Origin of the sequence: Nonomuraea sp. NPDC049646, from assembly GCF_044465525.1 — a bacterium.
Classification (GTDB): domain Bacteria; phylum Actinomycetota; class Actinomycetes; order Streptosporangiales; family Streptosporangiaceae; genus Nonomuraea.
Genome location: NZ_JBITLU010000001.1, coordinates 732,126 through 755,216, shown reverse-complemented (window position 1 = coordinate 755,216; position 23,091 = coordinate 732,126). Strand labels below are relative to the sequence as shown.

Annotated in this window: 16 protein-coding genes; 10 read left to right on the top strand and 6 right to left on the bottom strand. The window is 74.9% G+C overall.

The window, feature by feature from the left end:
- Positions 1-33: 33 nt before the first annotated feature.
- The 5 genes from ACIBQ8_RS03395 (at position 34) to ACIBQ8_RS03375 (ending at position 5,642) form a co-directional block, all read left to right on the top strand.
- Entirely contained in the window at positions 34-282 is a 249-nt protein-coding gene (locus ACIBQ8_RS03395) for an Lrp/AsnC ligand binding domain-containing protein (protein ID WP_397168686.1), read from the top strand.
- Positions 283-378: 96 nt separating this feature from the next.
- On the top strand, positions 379-1,047 hold the full coding sequence (locus tag ACIBQ8_RS03390) for a hypothetical protein (protein WP_397190915.1): 669 nt from the start codon (positions 379-381) through the stop codon (positions 1,045-1,047).
- Between the two features lie 17 nt (positions 1,048-1,064).
- Positions 1,065-4,139 carry an amino acid adenylation domain-containing protein gene (locus ACIBQ8_RS03385; RefSeq protein WP_397190914.1) on the top strand — a complete coding sequence of 1,025 codons (3,075 nt, stop codon included), beginning with the start codon at positions 1,065-1,067 and terminating at the stop codon, positions 4,137-4,139.
- A gap of 83 nt (positions 4,140-4,222) precedes the next feature.
- On the top strand, positions 4,223-4,954 hold the full coding sequence (locus ACIBQ8_RS03380; protein ID WP_397168682.1) for a BTAD domain-containing putative transcriptional regulator: 732 nt from the start codon (positions 4,223-4,225) through the stop codon (positions 4,952-4,954).
- 25 nt (positions 4,955-4,979) lie between these two features.
- Positions 4,980-5,642 (top strand): hypothetical protein, encoded by a 663-nt coding sequence (locus tag ACIBQ8_RS03375; protein WP_397190912.1) that lies wholly within the window; start codon positions 4,980-4,982, stop codon positions 5,640-5,642.
- Between the two features lie 30 nt (positions 5,643-5,672).
- Here the strand turns inward: ACIBQ8_RS03375 and ACIBQ8_RS03370 are convergent, their stop codons facing one another.
- Genes ACIBQ8_RS03370 through ACIBQ8_RS03355 form a run of 4 tightly spaced genes read right to left on the bottom strand, consistent with a single transcriptional unit; the run spans position 5,673 to position 14,692 of the window.
- Positions 5,673-5,912: an acyl carrier protein gene (locus ACIBQ8_RS03370; RefSeq protein ID WP_397168679.1), complete on the bottom strand. Its 240-nt coding sequence runs from the start codon at positions 5,910-5,912 to the stop codon at positions 5,673-5,675.
- Positions 5,909-7,351: an amino acid adenylation domain-containing protein gene (locus ACIBQ8_RS03365; RefSeq protein ID WP_397168677.1), complete on the bottom strand. Its 1,443-nt coding sequence runs from the start codon at positions 7,349-7,351 to the stop codon at positions 5,909-5,911. The genes ACIBQ8_RS03370 and ACIBQ8_RS03365 overlap by 4 nt, the downstream gene beginning before the upstream one ends.
- Positions 7,348-11,052, bottom strand: a complete 3,705-nt coding sequence (locus ACIBQ8_RS03360) for a type I polyketide synthase (RefSeq protein WP_397190911.1) — start codon at positions 11,050-11,052, stop codon at positions 7,348-7,350. The genes ACIBQ8_RS03365 and ACIBQ8_RS03360 overlap by 4 nt, the downstream gene beginning before the upstream one ends.
- A complete protein-coding gene (locus ACIBQ8_RS03355; RefSeq protein ID WP_397190910.1) occupies positions 11,045-14,692 on the bottom strand; it encodes an amino acid adenylation domain-containing protein in 3,648 nt (1,215 codons plus the stop codon). The genes ACIBQ8_RS03360 and ACIBQ8_RS03355 overlap by 8 nt, the downstream gene beginning before the upstream one ends.
- 225 nt (positions 14,693-14,917) lie before the next feature.
- Between ACIBQ8_RS03355 and ACIBQ8_RS03350 the strand changes: the two genes are divergently transcribed.
- Entirely contained in the window at positions 14,918-15,604 is a 687-nt protein-coding gene (locus ACIBQ8_RS03350) for a hypothetical protein (protein WP_397168672.1), read from the top strand.
- A 237-nt stretch (positions 15,605-15,841) separates the two neighbouring features.
- The gene (locus tag ACIBQ8_RS03345) at positions 15,842-17,107 is read left to right on the top strand and encodes a valine--pyruvate transaminase (protein ID WP_397190909.1); all 1,266 of its coding nucleotides are present in this window, start codon (positions 15,842-15,844) and stop codon (positions 17,105-17,107) included.
- A gap of 68 nt (positions 17,108-17,175) precedes the next feature.
- Here ACIBQ8_RS03345 and bla read toward each other — a convergent pair whose 3' ends face one another.
- Entirely contained in the window at positions 17,176-18,114 is a 939-nt protein-coding gene (bla, locus tag ACIBQ8_RS03340) for a class A beta-lactamase (RefSeq protein WP_397190908.1), read from the bottom strand.
- 131 nt (positions 18,115-18,245) lie between these two features.
- A complete protein-coding gene (locus ACIBQ8_RS03335; RefSeq protein ID WP_397190907.1) occupies positions 18,246-20,933 on the bottom strand; it encodes an ATP-binding protein in 2,688 nt (895 codons plus the stop codon).
- A gap of 168 nt (positions 20,934-21,101) precedes the next feature.
- Here ACIBQ8_RS03335 and ACIBQ8_RS03330 point away from each other — a divergent pair, with 168 nt between their 5' ends.
- From ACIBQ8_RS03330 to ACIBQ8_RS03320, 3 genes are all read left to right on the top strand, one after another.
- Complete coding sequence (locus tag ACIBQ8_RS03330; RefSeq protein ID WP_397168668.1) at positions 21,102-21,509, top strand: hypothetical protein; 408 nt, start codon at positions 21,102-21,104, stop codon at positions 21,507-21,509.
- A gap of 94 nt (positions 21,510-21,603) precedes the next feature.
- A complete protein-coding gene (locus ACIBQ8_RS03325; protein WP_397190906.1) occupies positions 21,604-21,966 on the top strand; it encodes a hypothetical protein in 363 nt (120 codons plus the stop codon).
- 34 nt (positions 21,967-22,000) lie between these two features.
- On the top strand, positions 22,001-23,044 hold the full coding sequence (locus ACIBQ8_RS03320) for a DUF5937 family protein (RefSeq protein ID WP_397190905.1): 1,044 nt from the start codon (positions 22,001-22,003) through the stop codon (positions 23,042-23,044).
- The last annotated feature ends 47 nt before the right edge of the window (positions 23,045-23,091 follow it).

The window sequence follows — 23,091 nt, the reverse complement described above, 5'->3', positions numbered from 1 at the left end:
GGGACGACCCGGGCGCCACGGCAGGAGCCCGGCATGACCGCCCCGGTCCGGGCCGACGTGCACGTCCGCCTGGCCCCCGGGGTGACGACGCGCGACTTCGAGCGAAGGCTGCGCGAGATGAGCGGCGTGGTCGGCGCGCACGTGGTCGTCGGCGACTTTGACCTGACCGTACGGGTGGCCTGCGAGGACGGCGGGCAGCTCCGGCGGACGATGGCGCGCCTGCGCCAGGCCGGCGCCCGGGACCTCGCCGCCGAGCTGATCGTCCGCACGCTGCTCGGTTAGGCCGCGCCGCGCGGCAGCCGGATGTCAGGCCCGCGTCAGGCCCTTGTCATGGCCCCGGGGAACGCAGACAGGTTCGCACAACAGAAAGGCTTCACCATGACCGCCATCGCAGACCTCACCCTGGCCACCTCCGCCGTCACCGAGCTCCAACGGCTGCGCGACCGCACTCCGGTCGGCAACCGCCTGCTGGACCTGGCCGAGGTCGGCGGGCTCACCCTGGAGCACCTGCGCCGGCTCGTCGGGATCGAGCTGCAGTGCCACATCGCCGAGCTGGCCGCGTACGGCACCGTGATCGCCCGCTTCTCCGACAGCCCCGTCGTCGGCCTCTACCTGGACGTCGCCCGCCTGGTGTACGACGCGCACCCCAAGCTGCTGGCCTGCGCCCGCCCGCTGGGCATGGACCCGGACGCGGCGGGGCGGTGGCCGTCCGGGCCCGACGCGCAGGCGTTCAACGGCTTCGTCTCGTGGCTGGCCCTGCACGGCGGCCAGGCCGACAACGCGCTGGCCCTCCACACGGACATGACGGTCTACTTCCCCGGCTGCCAGGCCCTGCTCGAAGCGGTGCGCAAGCAGGGGCTGGAGGTGCCCGAGGAGTTCGTCGCCTACTACGAGGGCGGCCAGTCCGACGAGCTGGAACGGCGGGCGCTGGAGGTCGTCGAGCACGGCCTGCGCGACGGCGAGGACAAGGCCACCGCGATCTCCCGCGCCCGGCAGATGGAGGAGCACATCGGCAGCTTCTGGAAGGCAGCCGCGCACACCGGCTGAGCTGGAGAGGACCCCGCATGAGCCTGAAGGAATGGAACGACACGGCCCGCCCCTACCCGCGCGACGCCGTGCTGCCCGAGCTGTTCGACGCCCAGGCCGCCCGGACCCCGGACGCGCCCGCGCTGACCGGCGGCGGCCGGACGCTGACCTACCGGGAGCTGGCCGGCCGCGCGGACGCGCTGGCCAGGGTGCTGCGGCGGCAGGGCGTGCGGGCGGGGACGCCGGTGGCCCTGCCCGTGGAACGGTCGGCCGAGGCCGTCGTGGGGATCTGGGCCGTGCTCAAGGCGGGCGGCGCGTACGTCCCGCTCGACCCCGAGGACCCGCCGGCCCGGCTGCGCGAGCTGACCCGGCGGCTGGGCGTCGAGCACGTCGTGACGCGCGCCCACCGGCCTGCGTCGCCGGACGCGCGGCACGTGCTGCCGCTGGACGGGCCGGTGCCCGAGGCCGGGCCGCTGCCGCCGCAGGTGGCCTCGGCGACCGATCCGGCCTACGTCATCTTCACCTCCGGGTCCACCGGCGTCCCGAAGGCGGTCGCCGTGCCGCATCGCGCGGCCGTCCGGCTGGCGACGGGCACCGACTGCGCCGCGTTCGGCCCCGGCGACGTCGTCCTGGCCGCCACGAACCCGACGTTCGACGTGTCCTGCTTCGAGATCTTCGGGGCGCACCTGAACGGCTCCCACCTGGTCGTGCCCGAGTCCGAGGCGTTGCTGTCGCCGCCGGACCTGGCCCGCGAGCTGCGCGAGCGCGGCGTGACCGTGCTGTGGCTCAGCGCGGGCCTGTTCCACCAGCTCGGCTTCGCCGACCCCGGCATGTTCTCCTCGCTGCGCTACCTGGTGGCGGGCGGGGACGTGCTGAACCCCGACTGCGTGCGCGGCGTCCTGGCCGCCGGCCCGCCCGAGCACCTGGTCAACGGCTACGGCCCCACGGAGAACGGCACGTTCTCCACCGCCCACGAGGTGACCGGGCTGCCGCCGGACGCCGACCGCGTCCCCATCGGACGGCCGATCGCCAACTCCACCTGCTACGTGCTGCGCGAGGACGGCAGCCCCTGCGAGCCCGGCGAGGAGGGGGAGCTGTACGTCGGCGGCGACGGCGTGGCGCTCGGCTACGTGGGCGACGAGGAGCGCACGGCCGAACGTTTCCTGCCCGACCCGTTCCTCGGCGGGGACGCGCGCATGTACCGGACCGGCGACCGGGCGGTCTGGCGGCCGGACGGCGTGCTGGAGTTCCTGGGCCGGCTGGACCGGCAGGTCAAGGTCAGCGGCCACCGGGTGGAGATCGGCGAGGTCGAGTCGGAGCTGGCGGCCCATCCGGAGGTGCGCGAGGCCGCCGTGACCGTCCAGGAGTCCGGGCGGGGGGACCGGGCGCTGGTGGCGTGGGCGGTGCCGCGGCGCGAGGGGGACCGGCGGTCCTTCGCGCTGCGGGTGCGGGCGTTCCTGCGGGACCGGTTGCCCGCGTTCATGGTCCCCGGCCGGGTGGCGGTCGCCGACGAGCTGCCGCTGAACAGCAGCGGCAAGGTCGACACGCGCGCCCTGGCCGAAGCCGGCGACCCGCCGGCCGGTCCCGCCGACCCGCCGCGTGGCGAGGACGAGCGGTGCGCGGCCGAGGTGTGGGCGGCCGTCCTCGGCACGCCGGTGGAATCCCGCGCCGACGACTTCTACGAGCTCGGCGGCACGTCGTTGCAGGCCGTCCAGATCGTCACCGCGCTGCGCGCCCGTCCCGGCATGGGCGGCCTCCCCGGCCCCGCGCTGGTCCGCGCGCTGCTGGACTCGACGTCGCTGGAGGGCTTCGCCACGCGCATCGCCGCCCTGCGCAGGGGGGCCGACGACGGCGGCGGAGGCGAACCGGCCGTGGACTTCACCCGGGAGGCCCGGCTGGACCCCGGCCTCCGCTTCGGCCCGGCCGACCCGGCGCCCCCTCGCGAGATCCTGGTCACCGGCGCGACCGGCTTCCTGGGCGCCTTCCTGGTCCGGCGGCTGCTCGACGCCACGGACCTGCGCCTGTCGTGCCTCGTACGGGCGGCGGACGCCGAGGACGGGCTCCGCAGGATCGGCGCGGCCCTGCGCGGGTACGGCCTGCCCACGACGGACCTCGGCACGAGGGTGACCGCGGTGCCCGGCGACCTCGCCCGGCCCGGCCTGGGGCTCACGGCGGCGGAGTTCGACGGGCTCGCCGGCCGCACGGACGCCGTCCTGCACGCCGCCGCCAGGGTGAACTTCGTCTATCCCTACGCCCGGCTCCAGGACGCCAACGTCGGCGGCGTGCGCTCGCTCATCCGCCTGGCCGCCCACGGCGGGCGCGCCCGCCCGTTCCACCACGTGTCCACGGTGGACGTGCTCGCCGCCGCGGACGGGCCGCTCACCGGCGGGCGCGTGCGCGAGGACGATCCGCTGCCGCGCCCGGAACGGCTGCGGCAGGGGTACGCGGAGACCAAGTGGGTGGCCGAGGCACTGCTGGCCGAGGCCGCGGGGCGCGGGCTGCCGGTCGCCCTCTACCGGCCGTACGAGATCACCGGCAGCCGGGACCGGGGCGTGTGGAACACCGGCACCATGATGGCCGCCGTGATCAAGGCCATCGCCGAGACCGGGCTCGCGCCGGACGTGCCGCTCCGGCTGGACTTCGTCCCCGTGGACTACGTGGCGCAGGCCGTCGTGGCGCTGCTGACCGGGACGCCCGCGCGCGGCCGGGTCTACCATCTGGCGAACCCGCGCCCCGCCGCCCTGCCGCTGCTGGTCGAGCGGCTGCGCCGGCACGGCTACCCCGTCCGGGTCATCTCCCGGCAGGACTGGGTGCGGGAGATGGAACGTCTGTGCGCCGCCGACCCGGCCGCGCCGCTGGCCGGGTACCTCACGCTGGTCACCGGCGAGGAGGCCCCCGACGGCTCGGTGGCGGCCCGGCAGCTCACCGGCGCCCTGCCCGAGCCGGATCTCGCGAACCTGGCCGAGGCGGCCCCGGACGTGCCGGCCGCCTGCCCGCCCGTGGACGCCGCACTGCTCGACCTCTATATCGGTTGGCTGCGCGAAACCGGCTACCTGAATCAGAGCACAACAGCACCCCGGGAAACACATTCTCCGCGCGGTTCACGTGGGTAAGTTAATATTTACAGGAATGCCTGCGTGGCGGCGCGGCACAATCGATGCGGGCGATGATGATCTCATTTGACATTCTGGGCCCATTGGAAGTCAGGGTCGATGAAGACCGGATCCAGATAGCCGGCCCGAAAAAACGCTCGTTGTTCGCCGTGCTGCTGCTCCGGCACGGCGACGTCGTTCCGGTCGAGGACCTGGTCGCCGAGTTGTGGCGGGGCGACCCGCCCAGGCAGGCGGCGAACGCGCTGCACGCGCACGCGTCCCGGTTGCGAATGTCCATCATGCGCTGGCGGGAACGCCACGGTCTGGAAATATCGCTGCAGACCCGCTATCCCGGATATTGCCTCCAGGTTCCGGCCGACGCGATCGACGCCGTGCGCTTCGAAAAGCTCGACGCGGCGGCGAACACGCTGAAGTCGGCCGAGCCGGACAAGGCCGTCGCCCTCCTGCGCGAGGCGCTGGCGCTGTGGCGCGGCCCGGCGCTGCAGGACGTGCCGCGCGGCCCGATCAGGGACCAGGCCGCGCAGCTGCTGGAGAGCCGCCGGATGCTGACCACGGCCAGCCTCATAGAGATCAACCTCGAACTGGGCCGGCACGTCGAGATCATCCCCCAGCTGGAGGCGCTGGTGCTGCAGAACCCCCTCGAAGAACGGCTCTATTCCCAGCTGATGGTCGCGCTGCACCGCGCGGGCCGTCCCGCCGACGCGCTCGGGATCTACCAGCTCGCCCGCGTGTCCTTCGCGAAAGAGATCGGGCTGTCCCCCTCACCCGCGCTGGAAAAGCAAATGCTGGCCATTCTCAATCGATCCACCAAATAGCCCGACCAGACAAGGAGAAATCGATATGAAGACCGACCGCAGGCTCGACGCCGGCTCCCTCGTGCGGGAGATCGACCGGCGGACGGCGGAGAACCCGATCGACAATCCGATCGCCGCGAAATTGCGTGACGGACGGTTCACGCCGGCGGATCTGCGGCGGCTGCTGGAATTCGAGGTGCGGCTGAACCGCACCGAACTGGCCGCCTACGCGCTGGCCTCGTCCAGATTCACCGGCCGGCCGGAGGACGTGTACTGCCTGCAGCTCCAGGAAATGGCGTCGCGCGCCCGGAAGAAACTGCTGGACTGCGCGCGCGTGCTGCCCATCGAGCCGCGCACCGGAGCCGACGGCCAGGCCGAGGGCTTCACCGCCTACGCCTACAGCTCCTACCTGAGCTGGCTCGCGCTCAACGCGAACCGGGCCGGTCTGGGCGCCGCCTCCCTGGTGGACGTCCGCTCGTACTTCTCCACCTCCGACGAGCTGGGCGCCTGGTTGCGCGGCCCCGGCTCCGGCGCGCCCGAAGAGGCGGTGGCCTTCTACGGCGGCGAGCCGGAGGGGCTGAGCGCGTCGGCCGTCGCCTTCATCCAGGCCGGCCTCGACGCCGGCGACGACCCGGACGAGGCGCTGCGCCTCAGCGACGTGATGCGCGACGTCATGGGCTACTTCTGGCGGTCGGTGTCGACCGGCTGACGCCCCGGCGACCGGGCCCTGCCCGCATCCCTACCCCCGGCCCGTGTCCAGCGGGCCGGCGACGAGGGCGGTCAGGGCCTCGGGCGTCGGATGCTCCTGGACGGCGGACACCGGAAGCCGGACGCCGCACACCTCCTCGATCCGCTGGACGATGCGGGTGGCCGCCAGCGAGTGGCCGCCGAGGTCGAAGAAGTCGGATCGGGGGCCGACGTCGTCCACCATGAGGACCTCACGCCAGATCTCCACCATGCCGGTCAGGGGGATGGTCATCGTCCGCTCCTGTTCTGCTCCTGCGCCAGCCTGCGCCGCACGCCGGGCCGGTCGATCTTGCCGTTGGGCGTCAGCGGGATCGCCGGGCCGGGCACGACCCGGGTGGGGATGGCGCTCTCCGGCAGTTCCGCCGACATGAAACGCCGCAGTTCCCCCACGGTGGGGCAAGGCCCGGACACCACGACGAGCGCGCCGAGTGCACGCGTGTCGCCGACGGTGGCGACGGCCGCCTGGCGGACGCGCGGATGGCGCAGCAGCGCGGCCTCGATCTCGGCGGCCTCGACGCGGACGCCGCGCACCTGGAGCTGGCCGTCGTCCATCCGCCCCTGGAACTCCAGCTCGCCGCGGGCGTTGACGGTCGCCAGGTCGCCCGTCCGGTACCAATGGCCGGGAAGGCCGGGCAGGGTGACGAAGCGGCGGGCGGTCTCCTCGGGCCTGCGATGGTAGCCGAGCGCGAGCACCGTACCGCCGATGTGGATCTCCCCGGCGCTCCCCGCCGGCACGGGCCGCCCCCGCGGGTCCACCAGGACGACGCGAGCGCCGTCGATGGGCCGGCCGATGGGCGGCAGGCCCGAGTCCGGCACCCGGCCGACGGTGTGCCAGGTGGCGCAGACGGTCGCCTCGGCGGGCCCGTAGTGGTTGACCAGGTCCCAGCCTCGGGGGAGCCGGCGCAGGCGCAGCGCGTCGCCGCCGGTGAGCATCGTGCGCCAGGGGATGTCGTCGTCGGCGTCCAGCTCGACGATCATCTCGGCGAGCGGGGTGGGGGCGAACAGGATGTCGATCGCCTGCTCGCGGCCGAACTCGACCAGCTCCGCGGGGGAGACCCGCACCTCGTCGGGAGCCACCACGAGCGTGCCACCGGCGCACAGACAGGGCCAGATCTCCCAGACGGCCGCGTCGAAACCCAGGCCGGCGGTGTGCAGCTGGCGGGTGCGCGGGCCCGTCCGGTAGGTGCGGTGGTGCCAGGAGACCAGGTTGGCCAGGCTCGCGTGGCCGACCAGGACCCCCTTGGGCGTCCCGGTGGTCCCCGAGGTGTGCACGATGTACGCGGCCCGGGACAGGGGGCGCCGGGACCCCGTCCCGCCCCGGTCGAGCTCGCCAGGCGTGCGGCCCGAGCGGCCGGACACCAGGATCGTGCCCGGCCCCAGCTGGTCGAGCAGCGCCCGTTGCCGCCGCCGGGGGAGCGCCCCGTCCATGGGCGCGTACGGGCGGCCGGACAGCATGGCCGCCAGCGCGGCGACCACGAAGTCGCGCCCCCGCGGCAGGCGCACGCAGACCGGCGCGCCGGGCGGGCCCGCCCGGTCCAGGGCCGCGGCGCCGCTGACGGCGCGCCGTAGCAGCTCGCCGTACGTGAGGCCGCCGCGGTCGTCCTCGATCGCGACGCGGCAGGGATGGGCGGTGGCGATCCGCGTCACCATGTCGGGCACGGTCACGTTCATGGGCGGCTCACCTCTCGCGTGATCGGGGGCAGGACGTCCTGTACGGCGCGGGCGATCGCGGCGGCCCCCTCGTCGGTCAGCACGCTCCAGTGGTCGCCGGGGATCGGCCGCACCCGTACACCGGCCGGGTACAGGGACGACAGCCACCGTTCAAGCCACCGGCAGCGGCGCGGCGATGCGCCGGCCCGCAGGACGACCGCCGGGCAGGGCGCCGGGCGTGGGCGGTGACGCAGGAGCGCGCGCAGGTTGCGGCGGTAGACCCCGGCGAGGTCGAACCCGTCGCCGGACGCCTCGACGAGCCCGGCGATGCGCCGCCCGGCCCCGGTGGCGGCCCCAGTGTCGGCCCCAGTGTCGGCCCTGGTGGCGGTTCCGGTGGCGTCGGGGCCGGGGCGGCGGCGGGCACGGCGCAGGTGGCGCAGGTGGCTCAGCGCGTCGGCCAGGTGGCGGGGATGAGCGCCCACGGGGATGCCGGGCCCTGGTGGCGGATGGCCGTCCACGCAGATCAGGAGGGCGACCGGGTCACCGTCACGGGTCAGTTGCCTGGCCATCTCGTGGGCCACGACCGCCCCCATCGACCAGCCGAGCAGGACGACGGGCCGCCCGTCCGGCCGTGTCCGCCGGAGCTGTCGCACGTGGGCGGCGGCCAGGGCCTCGACCGTGCCGGGGTGGTGGGTCCCGGGGACGAGCCCAGGGGTGTCGAAGGCGTGGCAGGTCCGGCCGGTCAGGGCGGCGGCCAGCGGCCGGTAGGCGAGAGAGCTGCCCGACGCGGGCGGTACCAGGAAGATCGGGTCGGGCGACGTGCCACGGGCGAGGAGCGTGGGCCGGTCGTCCGGCTCGTGGTCCGGCCTGTCGTCCTGCTCGTCATCGGTGGAGGGCCGGTCGGCGTGGTCGAGCAGCTCGCCGAAGGCGCGGCGTCCGGCGAGGTCGAGCAGATGGCCGAAGGTGGGGCGTTCGGCGAGGACGCCGACCGGGACCTCGGCCCCCAGCCGCTCCCGCGCCGCGGCGGCCAGCCGGACCAGGCCCAGGGACTCGCCGCCCAGCCGGTAGAAGTCGTCGTCGGGGGAGACGGCGTCCACGCCGAGCGCATCCCGCCACAGGTCCTCCAGGGAGGTGCGGGCGGCGTCCGGACGGTCGCGGGTGGTCGCGGGCGGCAGGAGCGGGGTGGCCTCGTCCGGCGTGACCGGGTCGAACGGCGGGGCCGGGAGCGGGCGCCGCCAGGCCCCGGCGTCGTCCCGGCCGTGGTCGTCCACGTCCGCCCAGTTCACGGGGGCGCCGTGGGCCCACAGGGAGCCCAGCGCGTCGAGCACGCCGGTCCGGTCCGTGCCGTGGCGGCCGGGGAGGGCGACGGCCGCGAGATCGGCGTTCCAGAACGGATGGCGTCGCAGGGAGCCCGTCGTCGCGGTCCCCGCGCCCAGCTCGGCGAACAGCTCGGCCGGGCCGGACAGCAGGTTGCCCACGCAGGCGCGCATCCGGACGGTGCCGCACAGCTGCGCCGCCCAGTAGCCGGGATCGGCCGCGGTCCCGGCGTCCAGGGGCTCGCCGGTGAGGCCGGACAGCACGGTGAAGTCGAGGCCGCCGCGCACGGGCGTCCGGGCGACGGCCCGCGACAGCGCGTCGGCGGCGGCGCGCATGGACAGGGAATGGAAGGCGTGGCCCGTGCGCAGCGGCGCGTGTGCCACTCCGACCGCCGCCAGCTCCGCGCGCAGCCGCTCGACGCGGTCGCGCGGCCCGGCCAGGATTGTGCGGCCGACGTCCTCGACCGCCACCGACAGGCCGGTGTCCCGCCCGAACCCGGGCACCGCCTCCGCCACCCGGTCGAGCGGCAGATCGACGGCCAGCATCCGGCCGGGCGGGCAGCCGCGCATCGCGGTCGCGCGCTCCGCCACCAGGACCAGGGCGTCCTCGAACGTCCACAGCCCGGCGGCGGCCACTGCGGTGTACTCGCCCAGGCTGGAGCCCAGTGCGGCGACCGGCCGCAGTCCCCAGTCCATGAGCTGGCGCGCGATTCCGTAGCCGAGCACGAACAGGTTCACCTGCTGGACGAGCGTGTCGCCGCTGTCCCGGCCCAGGACGTCCGGGTCGAGCCCGAGCCGCTTCGCGAGGACGGTCCGGGCGCGCGCGTCGGCCTCCCGCACGGCCGGCAGGCAGGCGCGCAGCGCCTCGGCGACGCCGCCGGACCGCGGGCCGCCCTGACCGGGGAACAGCAGCGCGACCCGCCCGGCGTCCCGCGCCCGCAGCGGACTGGTCTCCCTGGCCAGCTCACGGACGGCCGCTTCCGGCGTCTGCGCCACCACCGCCCGCCGCAGGGGCAGTTCGCGGCGGCCGAGACTTAGCGTGCGGGCGGCGTCTGGCAAGGAGGGGGCGTCCGCGGCGCCGAGCCGGTCGGCGAGGTCCTTGCGGTAGGCGGACAGGGAAGGCCCGCTGTGCGCTGACAGGCACAGCACCCGCGGCCCAGGAGGGGGCGTGCCCGCCGTCGGCGCCGGCGGCGAGGCGAGCACGACGTGGACGTTGGTCCCGCCCATGCCCAGCGAGCTCACCCCGGCCAGCGCGGGGCCGGGCCACGGCCGCCGCTCCGTCACGACGTGGAAGGGGCCGCTGTCCAGGCCCAGGTCCGGGTTGGGGCGCTCGAAGTGCGCGCTCGGGACGATCTCCTCGTGCCGGAGCATCAGCGCGGTCTTGATGAGGCCCGCGACGCCGCTCGCCGCGCCCGCGTGCCCGATGTTGCCCTTGACCGAGCCGAGGCCGCAGAACCCGGCCCGCCCGGTGCGCGCCCGGAACGCCTGGGTCAGGGCCGCCACCTCGACGGGGTCGCCGAGCCGGGTCCCGGTGCCGTGCGCCTCGACGTAGGACACCTCGGCCGGATCGACACCCGCCGCGTCGAGGGCGCGCGAGGTCACGTCTCGCTGCCCCTGCACGGACGGAGCGGTGAAGCCCACCTTGCGGGCGCCGTCGTTGTTGACCGCCGACCCGCGGACGACCGCGACGATCTCGTGCCCCTCGCGCAGGGCGTCCTCCAACCGCCTCAGCACCACAACGCCCACGCCGTCGGCGGGCACGGTGCCGCGGGCCCCGGCGTCGAAGGGGCGGCAGTAGCCGTCGGGCGAGAGTACGTCGCCCTCGGTATGCCGGTAGCCGCCCTCCGGATGGACGCCGATGCGCACGCCCCCGGCCAGCGCCACGTCGCACTCGCCGTCGCGCAGGCTGCGGCAGGCCAGGTGCACGGCCAGCAGCGAGGTCGAGCACGCCGACTGCACCGTGATCGCGGGCCCGCGCAGGCCGAGCTTGTAGGCGACCCGGGTGGCCAGCATGTCCTTGTCCCAGGCGGTCTCGGGAGCGCCCTCCTTGACCAGCGGAGGGTCGCAGCCGGCGAAGACGCCGATCGCGCCGTCGAAGCGGGCCGGGTCGAGGGCGGCGTCGTCGAGCGCGAGCGAGACCGTCTCCAGGAACACCCGCTGCTGCGGATCGATGGACGCCGCCTCGGCCCGGCTGTAGCCGAAGAAGCGCCAGTCGAAGAGGGCCGCCCCCGGCATGACGCCGTACGCCGCGACGAACCCGTCACCGGACGGGTCCGCGCCGCCGGGCGGGCTCGGGCGGCGCTCGATCGTGTCGGCGCCGGTGCGCAGGTTGTGCCAGAACCGCCGCACGTCCGCCGCGCCGGGGAAGCGGCAGGCCATGCCCACGATGGCGATCAGGTCAGGCATGCCCGCCTCCTTCCACGGCCGCCGCCACGCCGTCCGCGGCCAGGCGGGCGGCCAGGGAACGCACGGTCGGGCAGGCGAAGAGCACCGTCACGGGCACCTCGGCGCCGAGCTCGTCCTCCAGCCGCACCTGGACGCGGGTGAGCAGGCCGGAGTCGCCGCCGGCCTCGAAGAAGTTGTCGTCCACGCCGACCCCCGGCAGGCGCAGCACCTCGCGCCACACGCCCAGGACGTGCTCCTCCAGCGCCGCCGCCCGCCCGGCCGGGCGGACGGGGCCGTCCGCCCGGGGCGGGGCGGCCGCCGACGGGCCGCCGGGTCTCAGCGGCGTGGTCCGGCCCCGGGCGAGGTCGTCCAGGGCCGCGGCGACCAGCTGCGCGAGGCGGGCCGCCGCGCCGTCGTCCAGCAGGCCGCCCCGGCAGGTGACCGTCCCTTCCAGGCCGCCGTCCGCGGTCGTCCAGACCGTGATCATGACGGGGTGAGCGGCGTGCGGCCGGATCTCCGGGAAACGCATCCTGGTCAACGGGTGTCCGCCCAGTTCGGCCGGTTCGTCGGCGTCGCCGGTCTCGAAGGCGAGCAGGACCTCGCAGTACGGCGCCGCCTCCAGCCGCCGGGCCGGACGCAGCCGGGCCACGACCCGCTCATAGGGCACGTGCTGGTCGTCGAGTGCTTCGGCGAGCTGGTCGTGCAGGACGGCGACCAGCTCGTCCGGCGTGCCGGCCGGCTCGGCGCGGGAACGCAGGACCACCAGGTTGACGCACGGCCCGACGGCCTGGGCGAGCGCGGGATCGGCCCGGTTCTCGGCGGGCACGCCGAAGGTGACGTCGTCGCGTCCGGTCCAGCGGTGCAGAGCGGCGGCCACGGCCCCGGCCACCACCGTGAACGGGGTCGCCCGCAGCCGCCGCCCGGCGGCACGCAGCTGCTCACCCCGCACCGGCGGCAGCGGAACCATGACGGGCTTGTCGCCGGGATGTGCGGACGGCCGCAGGATCGTGCCCGGCGCGCCGGCGAGACGCCGTTCGGCGCGGGCGAGCGCGGCCTCGTCGTCCCCGGCGAGTTCGGCCGCCGCGACGCCGCGGAACTGCGGCCCCTCCCACGGCGGCGGCGCGTCGCCCGCCAGCGCGGCGGCGTAGCAGCGGCCGAGGTCGCGCACGAGGATGCGTACGGAGCCCCCGTCGGTGACCAGGTGGTGCTGGCGCAGCACCAGCACGTCGTCCCCGGCGGCCGGGCGCAGGACGGCCAGGTGCAGCAGCCGTCCGGCGGCCGGGTCCAGAGCGGGAGCCCCGGCCGCCCACCGCGCGACGTCGTCCTCGGACACCTCCCGCGCCCGGATCTCCCGCACGTCCACGTCCGGCTGCCATGGTTCGCCGACGAGCCGGCGCAGCCCGTGCTCGCCGGAGCGGAAGCGGGTGCGCAGGATCTCGTGCCGCCCGGTCAGCTCGGCCGCGGCCCGGCGCAGCGCGTCGTCGTCCAGCCGCCCGGCGGCCCGCCAGGCGACAGTCTCGTGGTAGGAGCCGGGCAGCAGGCGGTCGGCCAGGTGGATCTGCCGCTGGGTGGCCGTGGCCGGCGTCTCGTCCGCGCCCGTCTTGCGCAGGTCGGCGGCTTTCTCGGCGAGCGCCCGGACGTCGAGCTTGCCGTTGGCGGTCAGGGGCAGCCCGGGCACGGTCGCGTAGGCGTGCGGCATCATGTACGGCGGCAGCCGCCCGGCCAGGTGGCCGCTCAGCTCGTCGGGCGCCGGCGGCGCGCCCGAGAGCACCAGGTAGGCCACGATCCTGCCCTCGGAGCCGCCCTCCAGCCGCACGGCCGCGTCGCCGACGCCGGGGTGCTCGCGCAGCCGGGCGGCGATCTCGCCCGGTTCGATCCGGTAACCGTGCCACTGGAACTGGTCGTCCACGCGGCGCAGGTAGAGCAGGCCGCCGTCGGGGCCGCGGCGGGCCAGGTCACCGGTCCGCAGGAGCACGTCCTCGCCGAACGCGTCCTGCACGAACCGTTCCCGGTCGAGCTCCGGTCGGCGCAGATACCCCGCGGCGACGCCCGCTCCGCCGAGCCACATCTCGCCGGTCGCGCCCTCCGGGACGAGCCGCCGTCCCGTACGCGGGTCCACCAGGCGCACGCTGGTGTGCGGGAGGGGGTGGCCGATCGGGCTGACGTCCCGCTCGCAGTCCTCGGCGGTCACCTCGTGGACCGTGGCGTGGATGGTGGCCTCGGTGATCCCGTACAGGTTGACCAGCCGGGCGTGCCGATGGCGGCGGCGCCATTCGCGCAGGCGGGGCGGGTCCAGCCGCTCGCCGCCGAACAGCACGTACCTCAGGTCCGGCAGCGGTACGGGGTCGGCGTCGTCCACGGCGACGAGTCGGGCGAAGGCCGACGGCGTCTGGTTCAGGACCGTGACGCGCTCGCGCAGCAGCGTCTCGCGCAGTGCCCGGGGGTTCTGGACGTCCCCGTCCGGCAGGACGACCAGCCGGCCGCCGGTGGCCAGGCAGCAGAAGATCTCCCAGACCGACATGTCGAAGGCGCAGGAGTGGAACTGCGCCCACACGTCGTGGGGCGAGAAGCCGAAGGGGAAGTGCGGGCCCGAGATCCGGGCCACCACGTTGGCGTGGGTGACCAGGACGCCCTTCGGCTGCCCCGTCGTGCCTGAGGTGTACAGGCAATAGGCGGGCGACGATCCGGGGACCTTCGGAAACGGGCCGGTCCCGGCCGCTGCCCGGAGGGCGTCCAGCGTGACGGCGCTGTCCTCCCCGGACGGGGTGTCCTCGACCAGCAGCCGGCTGCGGCTGTCCTGGACGATGAACGAGGCCCGCGAGCCGGGATGGCGGGGATCGATCGGGACGTACCAGGCGCCCGCCAGGAGCGTGCCGAGGATGGCCGCCACGGTGGCGGGGGCGGGCGGGAGCCTGAGCGCGACGGGATCTCCCGGCCGTACCCCCATCGTGGCCAGACCGCCGGCGATCTCTGCGGCCCGTCGCCACAGCTCGCCGTACGTGACGCGCTCGCCGTCCCCGACGACCGCCATCGCGTCCGGCTGCGCCTCGACCTGCGCCCGGACGAGACCGTGGATGGTCCCTCCGGACGCCTGCCGCCCCGCCGGTCGCGGATCTGGGGGTGTCACGAGGTCGAGGTCGCCCAGCCGCAGGTCCGGTGATCCCTCCACCGCGTCCAGCAGCGCGCCCAGGTAGCCGGCCAGCTGTCCGACGCGTTCCGCTGCCGGGCGGGGGCCGGACACGCCCAGCCATGCCCTTGGCCGGCCGTCCTCCAGGGCCAGGCGCACGTGCAGCGGGCCGGGTGCGTCCCGGCCGGGATCGGCCGTCCGTACCGTGAGGGTGTCCGGCGATGGGGAGAGCGCGGGGCACTGCGCCACCTCCCGGCACAGCACGGAGAACGGGACGTCCACTCCCACCCGTACCTCGACCGTCCGGGCTGAGCCGTCGCCGGGGCGGTGCAGGGCGAGCCGCACGCCGCCGTCCGCGCCGTACAGGGACAGCAGCGCGGTCAGGCCCGCCACGAGCAGGACCGCCGGCTCCCGCGCCGCGTCCGGCGGAACGGTGACCGGCCGTTCCACGGTCGTCTCGCGCACTCCCGGAGAGGCGTCGCCGCCCACCTCGGCCAGGAATGCCTCGATCCCTTCCTGCGGTCGTCGTGTCACTGGGAGCTCCCGTTCGACTGGTCAGATGGTCGCGTGAGCGGCTGCTCGCGTGACCGTGTGCCCGCCGGATTCCGCGGGCCAGGCGGCCGCCCCTACCCGGCCCTCCGTGGGGGCACACGGCGACCGCCGCGCACGTCAGAGCCCTGTCACAGCACGATCAGCCCCACGTCAGACCCGGTTGGCAGAGGGGAGGCGGACGCACGTCCCATCGACGACGGGAGAATCATGTACACCGACTTCGAGCCCACCCCCCTGGCCGGCCAGGCCGTACGACGGCTGCGGCAGATGCGGGACGACAACCCCGTATGCAACCGGTTCCTCGAACGCATGGACGACGGGACGCTCACGATGGACCACGTCAGGCAGCTCGTGGGCGTGACCCACAAGTGCCACCAGGCCGAGATCGCGGCGTTCGCCACGCTGATCGCCCGCGATCCCCACCCGCTCGCGGTCGAGTTCTTCCACGACATGCTCGGCCTGATCCACCGGGCCCGGCCCAAGCTGCGCAGGGTGATGGCCGCCCTGGACCTCGACGAGGAACGCCTGCGCCACTGGCCTGCCGACCCCGCCGCCTATCAGGTCGCCGGGACGTGGGGCTGGCTCAGCCTCCTCGGCACCCAGGCCGACGCCGCGCTCGCGCTGTACTGGGACATGGTCCGCTACTTTCCCGACAGCGACGATATGCTCGCCCGCCTGCCCAAGACCGGGCTCGACGTGCCGGAGGAGTTCGTCGTCTACTACGGCGGCGGGCAGTCCGACGAGCTCGAACGGCAGGCGCTGGCGGTGGCCGAGCACGGTCTGCGGCGGGGGGAGAGCGCGGACGACGCCGTGTTCGCCGCCCGCCTGATGGAGGAGAGCATCGGCCAGTACTGGGCCGCCGCGGCCGCCGGCCCGCAGGAGCCGCGGTCCTGATCCCGGCGATCCCTTCTCGGAGGCGCGGCTCTCGGCCCCGCGACCTGGACCTTCGTGCGCCCCACCAGGCGGCGCGGGCGGCCCGTGCCGGCGCGCGCCGTCACCGTCTTGTGCGGCGGCACCGTCTTGTGCGCCACCGTCTTGTGCGGCGACGACTAATGCGGTGGACTCGCTTGATCACGACAAACCGCGGGTGTGCGCCGGCGGCGGGCCAGATCCCAGAAGGGACACGCAAGAATGAAGTTATCGCGGAGCGGCCAGAAGATGTCTGACATGTCGGGCCTGCGCAGCATCATGGAGGACGTCGCGACCTCCACCGCCTCGGGCGCGTCCGACTGGCTGAACCTGAGCATCGGCAACCCCGCCCAGATCAAAGAGGTCATCGACGCCTGGCGGGACCTGACCGCAACCGTCGTGGCCGAGGACTTCGCCGCGACCAGCAGCCGCTACGGGCCCTCACGCGGCATGCCCACCCTGGTCGAGGAGATCGTCACCGCCTTCAACGCCCGCTACGGCTGGGGCATCACGGCCGACAACGTCGTGGTGGGACCGGGCAGCCAGATGCTCTTCTTCATCGCCACCGCGCTGTTCTCCGGCCAGACCGCCGACGGCTCGTTCCAGCGCGTGGTCCTGCCCATGACCCCCGACTACCCCGGCTACCTTGGCCTGTCCACGGACCCCGACGGCGTCACCGGCATCGCCCCCGAGATCGAGCTGACCGGCGAGCGGTCCTTCCGCTACGCCTTCGACTTCGAGGCGTTGGAACGCTGCCCCGAGATCGGCATGCTCCTGCTGTCCAGTCCCAGCAACCCGACCGGCCGCAGCATCGACGGCGACGAGCTCGCCCGGCTGCTCGACGTGGCCCGCCGCCGTGACGTGCCGCTGATCGTCGACCACGCCTACGGCGCCCCCTTCCCGCGCGTCGCCGCCTCCCGGGTGGGCCCGCAGTGGGACGACCACCTGATCAACTGCTTCACCCTGTCCAAGGCGGGCATGCCCGCCGAACGCGTGGGATTCGCGATCGGGCCGTCCCGCTACGTCCGCGCGATGGTGTCGTTCATGGCCAACTCCGTCCTGCACGCGCCGCAGCTCATGCAGCGGGTGGCGGCCAGGGCGCTGTCCTCGGGGCTGCTGGACCGGCTCGCCGCCACGGTGATCAACCCGTTCTACCGGGCCCGCCGCCTGTACGCCGAACGCCTGCTGGCCGACCTCCTGCCCGAGTCCGTCACCTGGCGGCTGCACGCCGGGGAGGGCGGCATGTTCTGCTGGCTCTGGATCGATCACGACTGGTTCGACGACATGGCCCTGTACCGGCTGATGAAGACCAAGAAGGTCTTCGTCGTCCCCGGCCGCCACTTCTTCGCGAACCCGACGCCGGACGCCACGGCCGCCTCCCACGCCAGGCGGTGCTTCCGGATCAGCCTCACCGCCGACGAGCACGTGATCGCCGAGGGCGTCGGCAGGATCGCCGAAGGTCTCCTGGAGCTGCGGCGCAGCTCCTGAAGGCCCGTGCCGCCCGGACCTGCCGCTCATGAGCCCGGGCCCGGCGCGGCCCCGCCGCCGTGACGCCGCTACCCGGCCAGGCCGAGCCCGCGGACCAGCACGGCGGCCGCCTTGGCGATCACGCTGTTGTCCATGGTCGCGGCCGGGTCGGTGCGATGGGTGAAGATCGCGATGATCACCGGCGCGCCGGAGGGCGGCCAGGCGACGGCGATGTCGTTGCCCGGCGCGTACGCGCCGGCGCCGCCCCCGGTCTTGTCGCCGACGACCCAGTCCCGCGGAACCCCGGCGCGGATGCGCTCGGCGCCGGTGACGCTGGCCCGCAGCCAGCCGTTCAGCCGCTGCCGGTCCTCCGGGACGAGCGCGTCGCCCAGGCTGAGCTTGCGCAGGTTGCGGGCCATGAACGCGGGCTTGACGGTGTCGCGCTTCTCGCCCGGCTTCCAGTCGTTGAGCTCCGGCTCCCAGCGGTCCAGGCGCCCGGCCGGGTCGCCGAGCGAGCGGTAGTAGCGGGTCAGCCCCGCGGGTCCGCCGATCTGCTTGAGGAGCACGTTCGCCGCGGTGTTGTCGCTGGCGGTGACGGCCGCGTGGCACAGGCGGTCCACCGTCATGCCGTTCCTGACGTTCTCCGGACGTCCGCTGATCGGCGAGTTCACGACCACGTCCTTGGCCGTCCAGCGCAGTGTGCGGTCCAGCAGGCCGGGGTCGCTCGTCCGGGCCTTGTCCAGGATGGCGCCGCACAGGACGGCCTTGAAGGTGGAGGCGCCGGCGAACCGTTCGCCGCCCCGGTAGGAGAGGGTCTTCCCGGTGCCGGTGTCGATCGCGTAGGCCCCGATCCGTCCCTGGTAGGAGGTCTCCAGCGCGCGCAGTTCCTTCCTGACGGCGGCCTGGCCGCTCTCCGGCCGCGCGGCGTCGGCCCCCGCCGGTCCCGCGACGGCCGCCACCGCCGTGCAGGCCGCGAGCACGGAGGCGCCCAGCCTGGTGCGCAGCCCGCCATGACGAACGTGTCTCATCCCGACTCCCCGATCTCGATCTTCCTGAGCGCGACCAGAAGACCAGAGGCGGCAGCGGGATGTCCAATAGCGATATGAGACCCGAAGCCATAGGGATTCGGATATTCACCCAGGTGATCGCACCTCAGAGCTCAGGCGACGATCCCGGCCAGCTCCGCCCGCGAGGAGATGCCCAGCTTCGGGAAAGCCTTGTAGAGGTGGTAGCCGACGGTGCGCGGGCTGAGGTACAGCCGGGCCGCGATGTCGCGGTTGGACGCGCCCGTGGCGGCCAGCCGTACCACCTGCCTCTCCTGCGCCGTGAGGACGCTGAGCGGGTCGTCCGGCCGGCGCGGCGCGGCGGGCACGTCGCCGGTGGCGCGCAGCTCCGCGCGGGCCCGCTCGGCCCAGAGCGCCATGCCGAGCCGGTCGAAGGTCTCCAGCGCGGCGCGCAACTGGGCGCGGGCGGCGGCGCGCCGGCGCGCCCGCCGCAGCCGCTCGCCGTAGAGCAGCCGCGTGCGGGCCTGCTCGTGCGGCTGCTCGCCCTGCTCGTGCGCCCGGACGGCCTGCTCGTACAGGTCCTCGTCGTCCTCGACGAGGGCGCGGCAGCGCAGCGCCACCGCATCGGCGGACGGCACGCCGACGCCGGCCGCCCATTCCAGGTAGTACGCCAGCGGCTCGCCCGCCAGCTCGGGCTCCTTGGCCCTGACCGCGGCCTCGATCCGGTCGGGAGCGGAGAAGACGGACACCGGCGCGTCGGCGGCCGAGATCTTCTCCAGGATCCGCAGCGACGCCTCCGGACGGCCGAGCGCGAGCTCCAGCCGCCCGAGCCCGGCCACCGCCACCGCCTCGGCCGTGCGGAGCCCGCACGCTCTGGCCTGTTCCAGCGCGGCCGTGGCCGCCGCCCGGCAACCGGGCTCGTCGCCCAGTTCGCCGCGCGTCACCGCGAGCAGCGCGGCGAGCACGACGGCTCCGTTCCGCTGCCCCAGGTCGCCGACCACCGCGAGGCTCTCCTCCAGCCGGGACGCCGCCTCGCGATACCTGCCGAGCAGCATCTGCGCCTCCATCCGGATCTCCACCGCGACGGTCAGCCAGCCCCCCATGTCGTGCGCCCTGCACTCGGCCTCGACGCGCGCCGCGACGGACTCGGCCAGGCCGTAGCGCCCGATCGGCGCGCACAGCCCGGCCATGAAGGTCAGGCCAGGCACCTGAAGCCCGGACAGATCGGGAGCCAGCACCAGCCCCCGCATGAGCGGGACGGCCTCCGACAGCTCGCCGTTGGCCAGTGCGGACAGCCCGAGCGCGCCGCTCACCAGCGGAGACCCCACCTCGGGCAGTGCCCTGAGCAGCTTCGCCGCCCGCGCCGCCAGGCCCGGGTCACCGGCGTACCACGCGCAGCGCATCGCCTCCACGAGCAGGTAGGCCGCCCGTTCCGCGTCGAGCGGGGCGACCCGCTCCGCGCCGGCGATGATCAGCTCGCCGGCCGTGGCGGGGCTGCCCTCCTCGAACTCCCGATGGGCGCGCACCTGGGTCAGGTGGGCGAGGGCCAGCGGGTTCCTGATCTCCTCGCTGGCCCGGCCGGCCAGCGCGCCCGCGCGGGCGAGTTGTCCCGCGTCGCTGGCCGCCACGGCCGCGGCGGCCAGCCGGGCCGACCGCCCGGCGGTGCCGGGGGTGAGCTCGGCGGCCCGTTCGTAGGCCGCGGCCATGGCCGCATAGCCCGACCGCGTGCGCGCCCGCTCGGCGGCCGACTCCAGCTCGGCCGCCACGTCCTCGTCGGGCGTGGTCGCCGCCGCGGCCAGATGCCAGGCCCGGCGGTCGGCGTGCTCGCCGCCGTCGAGCGCCTCGGCGAGCGCGCGATGCACGGCCAGCCGCGACGTCAACGGCGCGCTCCGGTAGGCGGCGGCCCTGATGAGCGGGTGCCTGAAGGTCACCGTGGCCCCGTTCACCGTGACCAGCTTGGCCTGCTCGGCCGTCTCCAGGTCCGCCAGCCGGGCGGAGAAGGACCGCGCGGCGCGCAGCACGATGCCGAGGTCGCCGGTGTCGTCGGCGGCGAGCACGGCGAGCAGCGTCCGCGCCGTGCCGGGCAGCGCCCTGATCTGCTGCTGGAACGCCTCCTGCACCCGGCCGGCGACCGGGATCGCGGTGAACGGGTTCGGCTGCCCGGCCTGCTGCTCCGCGGTGAACGCGGACGGCAGTTCGAGGAGCGCGAGCGGATTGCCGCCCGCCTCGGCCAGGACGCGGTCACGCACCTTCGGCGCCAGGTCCCCGGCCGACTCGGCCAGCAGCGCGACGGCGGCCTCGCGGTCGACGCCGTCCAGCCACAACTCGGGCAGCCCCTGCGGGTCGAACTCCTCCCGGCCCGCGAACACCAGCGCGACGCCTTCCGCGTCCAGCCGCCGCGCCACGAACGTCAGGGCGTCGGCCGAAGCCCGATCGAACCACTGGGCGTCGTCGACCAGGCAGAGCAGCGGCCCGTCGTCCGCGATCTCGGCGAGCAGGCTGAGCAGGGCGAGCCCGACGAGGAACCGGTTCGCCGGAGCCGCCGCGCCCAGCCCCAGCGCGCCTCGCAGCGCCCCCGCCTGCGGTTCGGGCAGCGCGCCGATCCGGTCGAGCTCGGAGCGCAGGAGCAGGTGCAGGGCGGCGTACGGCAGCTCCGCCTCGGACTCGATGCCGACCCCGTGCAGCACCCGCACGCCCGCGGCGCGCTCGGTCAGGTGGCCGAGAAGGGCGGACTTCCCGATGCCCGGCTGCCCGCGCACCACCAGCACCCCGCTGCGCCCGGACCGGGCGTCCGCCAGCAGCCGGTCCACCTGCGCCTGCTCCGCAGCCCGCCCATACAACATGGCCGAAAATCTAGCGGAACGGACATTTGCCCCTTCCGGGTGGTGGTGGTGAGCAATGGCCGTGACCTGGCGCTACCGTCACGATGACAGATTCGGCGCGCCACCGGCCTGCGTAGCTTCGACGGCAGCAGGGATGACGGCATCCCGCACCGACGAAAGGATCTGATCATGGCAGCCCTCGCCGCCGCGCCCACCGCCGCCGCCGGCTCCAAGTTGCTGCGTTTCGCGCTCAGGCAGGACGCGATCGGGTCGGGCGCCAACGGGCTCCTCTTCCTGGCCGTCGCCGCGATCTCCGGCTCGATGTTCGGCCTGCCCGCCGCCCTGCTCGTGCCGGCCGGCGTGTTCCTGGTGGCCTACGCCGCGAGCCTTCTCCGCCTCGCCGCCCGTCCGGTGGTGAGCAGGGCGGCGGTGATCGCGGTGATGGCGGTCAACGTGGCATGGGTGGCGGCCAGCGCGGAGACGCTGATCGCCGGGTGGTTCCCGCTGACCGGGCTGGGCGTCGCCTACGTGATCGTCCAGGCGGTGGCGGTGGCCGGTTTCACCGGCCTGCAGTTCGCCGGCCTCCGCAGGGCCTGAGATGGCGACCATGCCTCTGGACGGACTCGTCCCTGCGGCCCTGTGAGATCCCCGCGACGAGCTGGAACGCTGGTCCGGCTCGACCGGCATCGTCGTGGAGGTCTGGGCGCTGCCCGCCGGGCCCCTGCCCGGCGGCGTCGCGGAGCTCGTCCGTGCCACGATCCTCGACGTGCTGGACGGCCTGGCGGAGGACGGCTCGGTGCGGTCCGTGGGCGTCGCGCTCACCGCGAACGCGCGCGGGCTGCGCCTGACGGTCAGCGGCGACGGCGCCGGCCTGCTGCCGGAACGGCTCGCCGATCGCCTGCGCGTCCGGCGTGCCGGTTTCGCTGCGCTGGGCGGCGGGCTGTCGGCGAACGCGGTCCCCGGTGGCGGCGTCACCGTCAGCGCGGCGCTGCCCGCGAGCGGATCCCGCGCCGCCGGTGCCTGCGGGGCCACGGCGTTCCGCTCGGCCCGGTGACCGTCCACCGCGCGGGGATGATGGGATCGGTGCCATGCCCACAGTGATCACCGGCCTCGACCGGTGCATGCAGGCGGGGACCCTGCTGCCGGCGGTGTCGGCGATGACCGAGTTCGGCTCGGCGCTGCATGTCCTGCGCGACCCCCGTCACCACGGCCTGGACGACTGGGCGGCGAAGATCCTCACGGCGATGAGCCCCGGCCTGGCGGCCTGGACACGATCGTGGTGGTGGACGGCGCAGGCCATCAGAGCCACGCCGTTCGTCACCCCCGAACCCCCGGCGGACAGCTTCGACGACCGGCTCGCACAACTGGACGCCATGCCCGCCCGGGAGCTGGCGGGCCAGTTGCTGCGGCCGATCGCGCCCTCGGGCGACCGGCAGGTCGCGCTCCGGTGGTCGCGCGCCCGGGATCCGGCGGTGGCGGCCCGCGTCGAAGCGCTGGTCAGGCGTCCGCGGGAGGCGGCCGCGGACTTCCTGTCGTTCCTGCGTCGCAGCCGGCAGGAGTGGTTCGAGGCCGAGTGGACCCGGATCCGGCCGGCGCTGGCCGGGCGGGCGCGGCGCTTCGCCGACCTGGCGTCCCGGCAAGGGCCCGGCCCCGCGCTCGCCGCCCTCGACCCCGCCGTCGAGCTCGCCCCGGCCGGGGTGGCCGTGCGCATCGCCAAGATCCAGGCCGCCCGTCATGACGTGTCCCGGCGCGGGCTGGTCGTCGCGCCCAGCACCTTCATCCGTCCCCACCTGTACGTGGCCGACGTTCCCGGCCGGCCGCTCCTTGTCCTGCACCCGGTCGACGCGGGCCTCCCCGTGCCCTCCGCCGCCGTGGTGCGGCGACGACTGGAGGCCCTCGCCCACCAGGGCCGCCTGGAGGTCGCCCGCGCGATCGCCACCGAACCGCGGACGGCCGGCGAGATCGCCATGTTGTGGAACGTGGACCCGACCCAGGTGAACCGGCACCTGCGCGCCCTGGCCGCGGCGGGACTGGCCACCACGGCCCGCCAGGGACGGTTCGTGCGGTACCGGCTCGCCGCCGGCGTCCTGGAGGAGCTCGGCAAGGACGTGCTGTCGCTGCTGCTGCGCTGAGCACGATTGATCGCATCCGTCAGCCCGCTGGCCGGACGGTCGCGGTG